Consider the following 9770-nt stretch of genomic DNA (forward strand, 5'->3'; position numbering starts at 1 on the left):
TACGCCCGCGCCCGCGCCCGCGCCGCGCCCGGCGCCTCGGCCACAGCCTGCGCCGGCCTCGCCCGCACGCCCCGGGGCCACCGCAGGCAAGCCCACGGCGAAGCCGCCCACCAAGGCGCCCGCCGGCGGCAGCCGCATCGGCAGCGACTTTCTTGCCGGCGTGGCCGTTGCGACCAAGCCGGGCACGGCCAAGACACCGCCCGCCGCCGCCGTCGGCCCGGAAGTGCGCGCCTCGCTTGGCATGGCGATCTCGCGCCAGATCAAGCCGCACTGGAACGGCCCCTCGGGTGTCGATGTCGACAAGCTCGTCACCGTGGTCGCATGGAACCTCAACCCCGATGGCTCGTTGGCCGGGCGACCCGTGGTCGTTTCGCAGTCCGGGATCACCGATGCCAACCGCGCCCAGGCCAAGCGCCATGGGGAACTGGCAGTCCGCGCCGTGGAACTGGCCGCACCGTTCGAGCTGCCGCCGCAATACTACAACAGCTGGAAGCGCGTCTCCGCGTTCCGCTTTGACTGGAAACTGTCGCAATGAAGCGTTTTGCTCCGACGTGCCTCATCCTTGCCATCGGGCTGGCCCAGCCTGCCCTGGCGCAGCAGCAGGCGTTGCCGGCCTCGGCGGCGCCGCAGGCGGCCACCACCGCCGCGCCCGACGACGGCGGGCTGACCGGATCGGTCACCGGCGAGGGCGCCTGGCAGGACCTCGGCGTCGCGATCCCGGCCTTCCCCACCGACAACCCGGTGCCGACGGCGGCCGAGGGCGGCGACACCGCGGCGCTGGGCAAGAGCCTGGCGCGCGTGGTCTATAATGACCTCAGGAACAACGGCCTGTTCAAGCCGACCGGCCCGGATGCCTTGCCGGCGATTGCCTACCAGCAGGTGACCGCCCCGGGCTTTGCCGACTGGCGCGCGCGCTCGGCCGAAATGCTGGTGCAGGGCTTCGTGCGCGCCGCGCCCGACGGCCGGCTGACGGTCGGCTGCTATCTCTACGACGTCGCGCTCGGCAGCGAACTGGCCCGGCAGGGCTATGTCGTGCAGCCCGCCGAATGGCGCCGCGCCGCGCACAAGTGCGCCGACATGGTCTATTCGCGCCTGTCGGGCGAAAGCCCGTTCTTCGACAGCAAGATCGCCTACATCGCCGAGACCGGCCCCAAGGACCACCGCCGCAAGCAGCTGGCGATCATGGATTCCGACGGTGCCAACCACCGCTTCATCACCAACGGCCAGGCGACCGCGCTGACCCCGCGCTATTCGCCCGACTACAGCAAGATAGCCTACCTGTCGTACCTCAACGGCAACCCGCGGATCTACGTCTACGACATCGGCAGCGGCACCCAGCACCTCGTGCTGCAGAGCCGCAATCCCACGTTCGCGCCGCGCTGGTCGCCCGATGGCAAGTCGCTGCTGTTCTCGATGGCGATGGGCGGCAACACCGACATCTATCGCATTCCCGCCACCGGCGGCACGCCGACGCGGCTGACCAACACGCCGGGCATCAACGTCGGCGGGTCGTACAGCCCCGACGGCAACCGCATCGTGTTCGAAAGCGATCGCGGCGGCAGCCAGCAGATCTACGTGATGAACGCCGACGGCACCGGGCAGAAGCGCATCAGCTTCTTCGGCGGCCGCGCGGCCACCCCCGAATGGAGCCCGCGCGGCGACCAGATCGCCTTCACCTGCATCTGCGGCAACCTGCGTGTGGCAGTGATGAACCCGCAAGGGGGCGCGATGCGCTTCCTCACCAATTCGTGGCAGGACGAGGCCCCGACCTGGGCGCCCAACGGCCGCATCATCCAGTTTTTCCGCACCGAGAAGAACTCGGGTCGCACCGGCATCTGGCAGGTCGACCTGACCGGCCAGAACGAACGCAAGCTCAATACCCCCGTCGATGCCTCGGACCCCGCATGGGGACCGGTGCTGCCCTAACCGTCAGCCAAGTTCAGGAGACCCCGCATGAACCGCACGATCGCTGCCGTCACCATCGCTGCCGCCAGCCTTTCGCTGGCCGCCTGCTCGTCCACCTCGAAGAAGACCGCTGCCGAGCTGCCGCCGCCGCCGACCGCCGAGACGACGACCACCGAGCCCGCACCGACCGGTCCCACTGCGGGCAGCCAGGCCGATTTCGTCGCCTCGGTGCAGTCGGACACCATCCACTTCGACCTCGACCGCTACAACATCGATGCGCAAAGCCAGGCGATCCTGCAGAGCCAGGCGCAGTGGCTGGGCCGCTACCCCAACAAGATGGTCACGATCGAGGGCCATGCGGACGAGCGCGGCACGCGCGACTACAACATCGCGCTGGGTGAGCGCCGCGCCAACGCCGCCAAGAACTTCCTCATCAGCCTGGGCATCGACGGCAGCCGCATCAACACCGTCAGCTATGGCAAGGAACGGCCGATCGCGCTGGGTTCGGACGAAGCCAGCTATGCCCAGAACCGCCGCGCGGTGACGGTTACTGTACAATAAGGGCCTCTTGCGCCGGGCTACCCCCGGCGCCTATCTAGCCCCCATCAGGCGCCCTGCGTGGCCATCCGGCTGCACAGGGCGCTGTCGTTTCAAGAAGGTTCGAGGCAGGCAGCGCCGATGGCACGGCAAGGGCGATCCACAGACTGGGGCTTTCCCCGCTGGCGCGGCTACGGCAGTGGCCGCGAGGCCGCCGAAGTGCGCCTGTGCGACCGCGCCGGCTGCAACAATCCCGGCAACTGCCCCGCGCCCAAGTCTCCCAACAGCCCCGACCGCTGGTACTTCTGCGAGAAGCATGCCGCCGAATACAACGCCGGCTGGAACTACTTCGAAGGGCTGGACAAGGAAGAAGCCGAGCAGCGCGAGCAGGCCGAGCGCCGCACCAGCCGCGAATATCGCGAGGCCTCGTGGCAGGCCTGGGCCGGGCCCGGTGACGGCAGCCGCAGCCGTGACGAACTGCGCGCGCTCGAGGTGCTGGGGCTGGACCCCGACGCCGATTTCGAAGCGGTCCGCAAGGCATGGCGTACCAAAGCCAAGCTGGTCCACCCCGACGTGCGCCCTGGCGACGCCGCGGCGGCCGAGGAGTTCCAGAAGCTGCAGCTCTCGTACGAGGTGCTGCGCGCGGCGGAGGAACGCCGCGAGTGGAAGGGCTGATGGCCAGCGCCTGACTAGGGCAGAACAGTCCAGGGCTAGCTGACTGTCTGCTGCACCGCGCCTCGTTCCTTGGAACGAGAACCATAGTCCAATTTTATCCCTCCCCCGCGAGGCGCATCGTTGCGCCGTGCCCTTTGGGGCAGATAAGCATGTGAGGGGAAGGACAATGAAGGCACGCAAGGGGCTGGCGGGCGCGATGCTCGCCGCGATGATAACGCTCGGCGCCACGCCGGCCATGGCCGGTACCTCTGCCGCGCTGCTCAAGCGGCTGCACGAGAAGGGCATCCTGTCCGACGAGGAATACCAGCAGCTGCTGCGCGAGGACGAGGCCGACCAGGCCGCACCGCCGGCTGCCGCTCCCGCCGTCGCCCCGGCCGGGCCTTCCGCCAGCTTCCCAGAACCCGAGCGCATGGTGCGCCGCACGCCCGCCGGCGTCGGCCTCGAGGTCGGCGACGTGACGCTGACCTTCTCCGGTTCGGTCAACGGCTTCTACGTCCACGACAATCCCGACACCCCGACCGCGCGTACCGCCGTGGCGGGTGGCATCGCCAATGTCGGCGGCAACAGCACGTCATCGGTGCGCAACGGCCTGCTTCCGGGCTTCCTCAAGGTCGAGGTGACCACCAAGCAGGCGGGCTGGGACGTCGGCGCACACTTCGGCATGTACCCCGGCATCAACAGCGCGGCCTGGGGTGCGCTCGGCGCCAACAACGGCGGCCAGCCCACCGCACTCGCCACCGCGGGCATCGACTTCCGCCAGACCTACCTGACCTTCGGGCGCGCAGGCTTCGGCGAGATCAAGATCGGCCGCGACATCGGCCTGTTCGGCTCCGACGCCATCCTCAACGACATCACGCTGCTGTCGTCGGGCGCACCGGGCGGCAACGTGGCGCCGGCCAACACCACGCTGGGCCGCATCGGCTCGGGCTACATCTACACCGACTTCCAGCCGCAGATCACCTACACCACCCCCTCGCTCTCGGGCTTCAAGGTCGCGGCCGGTATCTTCCAGCCGCTCAGCTCGCTGACCGGTCCGGCCGAACAGAACGGCTCGCCCGGTTTCCAGGCCAAGCTGAGCTACGACGGCAAGATGGGCCCGGTGGGTGCGCATTTCTGGCTGTCGGGCATCACGCAGAAGCATGACACGCTCAACCGCGCGGCCGAATATACCGGCAAGGGTCTCGACGTCGGCGCCAAGCTGACCGTCGGCCCGGTCACCGCGGTCGGCTACTACTACACCGCCTCGGGCCTGGGCACGACCGTGCTCAACCTGTTCGACTCGGACGGCCGCGGCAACGCGCGCGACAGCCACGGTTTCTACGCCCAGGCCCTCGCCACCTTCGGCAAGATCTCGGTCGGTGGCTCCTATGGCGAAAGCAACCTGAGCTACGCCAACAACCTCGACGCGACGTCGAACCCGACGCTGGTCAAGACCAACAGCAGCTATGTCGGCCAGGTGCGCTATGGCCTGACCAGCTGGGTCACGCTGATCGGCGAATACGTCTCTGCCAAGGCCAAGGCGCACAACGGCAACAGCGCCAAGTCCGACACGGTCGCGGTGGGCGGCATCCTGTTCTTCTGAGGTCCCTTACGAGACGATCCACGTCCTCGTCGCTTGCTCTCCAGGCGACGAGGCCTTGGCCGGATCACCCCGCCCGGGTGGTCCGGCCTTTTTTTGGCAGGGCCGCCTGCGCGTCACCCGGGTTGTCCGCCGCCAGCATGAAGGGGGCCGCATCGACGCGGGAAAACGCCGGCGTCTCGAACGTCGTACGCACGAGCATCAGCGGCCGCCACCCGGGGTTGGACAGGCTTACCAGACGGCGCAGGGCAAACCCGGACCAGCGCGAAAGGCGACCGGCTCTGGCGAGGGCGTAGTCGAGCGAGGCATGGCTTTCGATCCAGACCAGCCTGGTCTCGTCAGGTGCGCAATCAGGGACCGGATCGCATGTCGGACGCCCCCTCAGCCGCGCGAGCAGACCGGTGAGCATACCGGCTTGCGGCCAGGCGATCGCCTCCGGCGACGGCGCAGCGCCGACCACCAGCCGCTGCGCGCGACCGAGCGCAAAGATGTATGTGACCGGCGAGCCCATTGCCCTGTGGTGCCACAGTGGTCGCACCTGGCCAGATAGCAAACTATCCAATACGGAGGAATTGCAGGCGCATCGATTTGAGCGGGAACGAAAAAGGGCGGCCCATTCGGACCGCCCCCTTCGTCTTCACGGCGTTTCGGCCGATGGCGATCAGGCCGCCAGCTTGCGCAGCACGTACTGAAGAATGCCACCATTCTTGAAGTATTCCAGCTCGTTGGCCGTGTCGATGCGGCACAGCGCCTGGAACGTGAAGGTGGTGCCGTCCGGACGGGTGACCTTGACGTCGACCGTCTGGCGCGGCTGCAGGCTGGCGACACCCTCGATCGTGAAGGCATCGTCGCCGGTCAGGCCCAGGCTCTGGCGGGTCTGGCCATCGACGAACTGCAGCGGCAGCACGCCCATGCCGACCAGGTTCGAGCGGTGGATGCGCTCGAAGCTCTCGACGATCACGGCCCGCACGCCGAGCAGGTTGGTGCCCTTGGCAGCCCAGTCACGCGACGAGCCGGTGCCGTATTCCTTGCCGGCGATGACCACCATCGGGGTGCCGTCGGCCTTGTGCTTCTGCGCCACGTCGTAGACCGCGCCGACTTCGGCGCCATAGCGCGAGAAGCCGCCTTCGGTGCCCGGGACCATCTCGTTCTTGATGCGGATGTTGGCGAAGGTGCCGCGCATCATCACTTCGTGATGGCCACGGCGCGCGCCGTAGGAGTTGAAGTCCGCCTTGGCGACCTGGTGGTCCTGCAGCCACTTGCCCGCCGGGCTGTCGGCCTTGATCGAACCCGCCGGCGAGATGTGGTCGGTGGTGATCGAGTCGCCGAGGATCAGCAGCGGCTTGGCGCCGACGATGTCGGTCGGGGCCTCGGGGGTCATGGTCATGCCCTCGAAGTACGGCGGGTTGGCGACATAAGTCGACCCGGCGCGCCACGAGTAGGTTTCCGACCCCGTCACGTTGATCGCCTGCCAGTGCTTGTCGCCCTTGTAGACGTCGGCATAGCGGGCCTGGAACATCTGACGGTTCATCGCCCCGCCCATGACGGTCGAGACTTCGGCGTTGGTCGGCCAGATATCCTTGAGGAAGACGTCGACGCCATCCTTGCTGGTGCCGATCGGCGTGGTGGTGAAGTCCTCGACCACCGTGCCCTTGAGCGCATAGGCCACGACCAGCGGCGGCGAGGCCAGGAAGTTGGCGCGCACGTCGGGGCTGACGCGGCCTTCGAAGTTGCGGTTGCCCGAGATCACCGAAGCGGCGACGATGCCGTTCTCGTTGATCGCCTTGCTGATCGGTTCGGCGAGCGGGCCCGAGTTGCCGATGCAGGTGGTGCAACCGTAGCCGACGAGGTTGAAGCCGATGTTGTCGAGGTGCGACTGGAGGCCAGCCTTCTCGAGGTAGTCGGTGACGACCTGCGAGCCAGGGGCCAGCGAGGTCTTGACCCAGGGCTTGGGCTTGAGGCCCAGCTCGTCGGCCTTCTTGGCGACGAGGCCGGCGGCGATCAGCACGCTCGGGTTCGAGGTGTTGGTGCAGCTGGTGATGGCGGCGATCACCACGTCACCGTCGCCGATGTCATGGTCCTTGCCGTCGACGGCCACGCGCGACTGGGTCTTCTTGTAGAGGTCGGCAAGGTCGTGATTGAACACGTCGTCGACTTCGGGGAGGACGACCTTGTCCTGCGGGCGCTTGGGACCGGCGAGCGAGGGCACGACGGTCGAGAGGTCGAGTTCCAGCGTCGAGGTGAAGACCGGCTCGATCGACGGGTCGATCCAGAAGCCCTGCTCCTTGGCATAGGCTTCGACCAGCGCGATCTGGTCTTCCTCGCGGCCGGTGAGGCGCATGTAGTCGAGGGTCTTCTCGTCGATGCCGAAGAAGCCGCAGGTCGCGCCGTATTCGGGCGCCATGTTGGCGAGCGTGGCACGGTCGGCCAGCGTCAGGCCGGCCAAGCCCGGGCCGAAGTATTCGACGAAGCGGCCGACGACGCCATGCTTGCGCAGCATGTTCGTGGCGGTGAGCACGAGGTCGGTGGCGGTGACGCCTTCCTGCAGCTCGCCGGTGAACTTGAAGCCGACGACTTCGGGGATGAGCATCGAGACCGGCTGGCCGAGCATGGCCGCCTCGGCCTCGATGCCGCCCACGCCCCAGCCCAGCACGCCCAGGCCGTTGACCATCGTGGTGTGGCTGTCGGTGCCGACGCAGGTGTCGGGATAGGCGACGAGGTTGCCGTCCTGGTCTTCCGAGGTCCACACCGTCTGGGCGATGTGCTCGAGGTTGACCTGGTGGCAGATGCCGGTGCCCGGGGGCACGGCGTGGAAGTTCGACAGCGACTTGGAACCCCACTTGAGGAAGTCGTAGCGCTCGCCGTTGCGATAGTATTCGATCTCGACGTTCTGCTCGAACGCCTTGGGGTGGCCGAACTCGTCGACCATGACCGAGTGGTCGATCACGAGGTGGACCGGGACCAGCGGGTTGATCTTGCTGGTGTCACCGCCGAGCTTGGCGATCGCGTCGCGCATGGCGGCCAGGTCGACCACGCAAGGCACGCCGGTGAAGTCCTGCAGCAGCACGCGCGCCGGGCGGTACTGGATTTCCGCGCTGCTCGAGGGGTTCTTCTGCCAGTCGACGATCGCCTTGACGTCGTCGGCCGAGACGGTGAAGCCGCCGTCCTCGAAGCGGAGAAGGTTTTCCAGCAGCACCTTCATCGAGAAAGGCAGCCGCGAAACGTCGCCGAACCTGTCGGCGGCCTTCTTGAGCGAGTAGTACGCGATGTTCTTGCCGCCGACGCTGAGCGTGCCGCGCGTACCGAGCGAGTCCTGTCCGACCTGGGTCATGGCTAAGTGAAATCCTCCTGCCGTTTGCGAGAACCGCAGCCGCGAAGGTCGGATACCATGCCGACGCAACGCCAGCAGGCAACGACGAGCGGTGACCTGCCGGTCTGCGCCTCTCGTGAACGGCGCCGCGATGCGCTGTTGGCCGGCATCCGTCAAGGGCGCGAAACGGCTAAATTTGCGCGACTTCGCGTATTGCGACGCAATACCAAATACTGTGTATCGCGGGAGGAGCAATCGCCGGTGCCGCTGTGGCGGGGCTATCGGCGCGTACCCGATCCAGCCGAGAGGATGTCAGCTCGCGCCGCGGTGCAGCACGATCGGAGACGGGTCGCTCAGGCCGACTCGGCTGGGCCACCGAGATGGTCGGCCGGCACGCCGCCGCGCCGGACCGCCATGACGCAGCCCAGCACGATCAGGCCCACCCCGGCGATCGTCGCGCGCGTGACCGGCTCGGCAAAGGCGATCCAGCCGACCAGCGCCGCCCAGAGGAACGCGGTATACTCCATCGGCACGAGCGCCTGTGCCTCGGCCCGGGCATAGGCCCAGGCGATCGCCAGCATCGACAGCGTCGCCAGCAACGCGCCTACGCTCACCAGCATCCACGCGTGCCCGTCGGGCCAGGGGGCCCATAGTGCGGCCGCCGGCGCTAGGACGACGACGACCACCAGGTTCTGGAAGAAGGCGACCTCGACTGGCGAGGCCCGCTGCGCCTGGTAGCGTTGCAGGACGAGGCCGGTGGCATAGAACGTCGCCGAGGCGAGGATTTCGATCAGTCCGCGCCAGCCATCGGTGCCTTGACTGCCGTCGACCTGGCTGGCGGCGATGACTCCGACCCCCGCCAACGCGACGAGCGAGCCCAGCACGGCGCGCGGATGCACGCGTTCGCCCAGCATGACCGCCGCGAGATAGAGCGCCTGGAGCGGGGCGATGAACGAGAGGCCGATCGCCTGGGCCAGCGGCATGCGGACCACGCCATCGAAGAACAGGATCGCCATGGCCGCACCCAGCACTCCGCGCGCGATATGGACCAGCAGCAGGCGGCGTTCGGGCCACCGCGCCTGCCGCCCCCAGGCCGGGACCAGCAACGCCAGCCCCACCACGCTGCGCCAGAAGATCGCCGCGAAGGCACCGAGGCTGAGCGATGCGGCCTTCAGCACGCCGTCCATCACGCTGTAGCAGGCGATGCCGGCTATCGCCGCCGCCAACGGCCAGAGCCGCGCGGTGCCGTGATCGATCGGACGGTCCATGGCCAGCGCCTTAGCGGGCACGGGCAGTCATGGCCACATCGCGCAGGAAACGGATGGCCTGCGCGGCCGTTACCTTGGCATGATGCCCTTGCGACTGCTTCTTGCCCGGTCGATTCAGGCTCTTGAAAGGCTGCCGGGTTGATTGGGCGGGGGGCTTGGGGCAGGGATCAATCGTGCACCGCGTGCGTGCAAGTGGATGGCAACAGGAATTTGACAGCGATGCACCCCGATTTCGACCGGTCCAGGCACTCCCCCCGCGCCCTGCGGCCGTCTCTTGTGACGATCGCGGCGTTGATCGCCCCACTCGCCCTCGCGCCGCTGTCGCCGGCACTGGCGCGCAGCCAGCAGGACGGTCGCCCGGTCGACCTGACCGCGCAGGCACGCCCCTTGCCCACGACCAAGGCACCCACCGCCACGGCGACCAGCACGGTGCCAACCACTGTCCCGCGCGTGCCGGCCACGCCCACCGCCCCCGCCCCCGTGCCCTCGGGGGCCG

8 protein-coding genes and 1 pseudogene are annotated in these 9770 nt (G+C 68.0%); 6 read left to right on the forward strand and 3 right to left on the reverse strand.

Features of this window, described 5'->3' with window-relative positions; translation table 11 throughout:
- The 5 genes and pseudogenes from V7Q48_RS17980 to V7Q48_RS18000 all read left to right on the forward strand — a co-directional run.
- A pseudogene (locus V7Q48_RS17980) lies at nucleotides 1-535 on the forward strand (hypothetical protein); the annotation flags it as partial.
- Complete coding sequence (gene tolB / locus V7Q48_RS17985; protein WP_333840580.1) at nucleotides 532-1926, forward strand: Tol-Pal system beta propeller repeat protein TolB; 1395 nt, start codon at nucleotides 532-534, stop codon at nucleotides 1924-1926. The pseudogene V7Q48_RS17980 and the gene tolB, both read left to right, overlap by 4 nt.
- A 27-nt stretch (nucleotides 1927-1953) precedes the next feature.
- Nucleotides 1954-2466: a peptidoglycan-associated lipoprotein Pal gene (gene pal / locus V7Q48_RS17990; protein WP_333840582.1), complete on the forward strand. Its 513-nt coding sequence runs from the start codon at nucleotides 1954-1956 to the stop codon at nucleotides 2464-2466.
- Nucleotides 2467-2583: 117 nt separating this feature from the next.
- Nucleotides 2584-3117, forward strand: a complete 534-nt coding sequence (locus V7Q48_RS17995) for a J domain-containing protein (protein WP_333840584.1) — start codon at nucleotides 2584-2586, stop codon at nucleotides 3115-3117.
- A 166-nt stretch (nucleotides 3118-3283) separates the two neighbouring features.
- Nucleotides 3284-4699, forward strand: a complete 1416-nt coding sequence (locus V7Q48_RS18000; RefSeq protein ID WP_333840586.1) for a porin — start codon at nucleotides 3284-3286, stop codon at nucleotides 4697-4699.
- Nucleotides 4700-4763: 64 nt separating this feature from the next.
- Here V7Q48_RS18000 and V7Q48_RS18005 read toward each other — a convergent pair whose 3' ends face one another.
- The 3 genes from V7Q48_RS18005 to V7Q48_RS18015 all read right to left on the reverse strand — a co-directional run bounded on the left by V7Q48_RS18005 (nucleotide 4764) and on the right by V7Q48_RS18015 (nucleotide 9274).
- Nucleotides 4764-5207 carry a hypothetical protein gene (locus V7Q48_RS18005; protein WP_333840588.1) on the reverse strand — a complete coding sequence of 148 codons (444 nt, stop codon included), beginning with the start codon at nucleotides 5205-5207 and terminating at the stop codon, nucleotides 4764-4766.
- A 150-nt stretch (nucleotides 5208-5357) separates the two neighbouring features.
- A complete protein-coding gene (gene acnA, locus V7Q48_RS18010; protein ID WP_333840590.1) occupies nucleotides 5358-8027 on the reverse strand; it encodes an aconitate hydratase AcnA in 2670 nt (889 codons plus the stop codon).
- Between the two features lie 332 nt (nucleotides 8028-8359).
- A complete protein-coding gene (locus V7Q48_RS18015; RefSeq protein ID WP_333840592.1) occupies nucleotides 8360-9274 on the reverse strand; it encodes a DMT family transporter in 915 nt (304 codons plus the stop codon).
- A 291-nt stretch (nucleotides 9275-9565) separates the two neighbouring features.
- Between V7Q48_RS18015 and V7Q48_RS18020 the strand changes: the two genes are divergently transcribed.
- Nucleotides 9566-9770 (forward strand): hypothetical protein (locus V7Q48_RS18020; protein ID WP_333840594.1); only part of this gene is annotated, 205 nt, incomplete at its 3' end.

It is taken from the genome of Novosphingobium sp., from assembly GCF_036803765.1.
Taxonomy (GTDB): Bacteria; Pseudomonadota; Alphaproteobacteria; order Sphingomonadales; family Sphingomonadaceae; genus Novosphingobium.

Coding starts and splice junctions, on each gene's coding strand:
- V7Q48_RS18000 (WP_333840586.1), top strand. CDS start 3,284: ATGAAGGCACGCAAGGGGCTGGCGGGCGCGATGCTCGCCGCGATGATA.
- tolB (WP_333840580.1), top strand. CDS start 532: ATGAAGCGTTTTGCTCCGACGTGCCTCATCCTTGCCATCGGGCTGGCC.
- V7Q48_RS17995 (WP_333840584.1), top strand. CDS start 2,584: ATGGCACGGCAAGGGCGATCCACAGACTGGGGCTTTCCCCGCTGGCGC.
- acnA (WP_333840590.1), bottom strand. CDS start 8,027: ATGACCCAGGTCGGACAGGACTCGCTCGGTACGCGCGGCACGCTCAGC.
- V7Q48_RS18015 (WP_333840592.1), bottom strand. CDS start 9,274: ATGGACCGTCCGATCGATCACGGCACCGCGCGGCTCTGGCCGTTGGCG.
- V7Q48_RS18005 (WP_333840588.1), bottom strand. CDS start 5,207: ATGGGCTCGCCGGTCACATACATCTTTGCGCTCGGTCGCGCGCAGCGG.
- pal (WP_333840582.1), top strand. CDS start 1,954: ATGAACCGCACGATCGCTGCCGTCACCATCGCTGCCGCCAGCCTTTCG.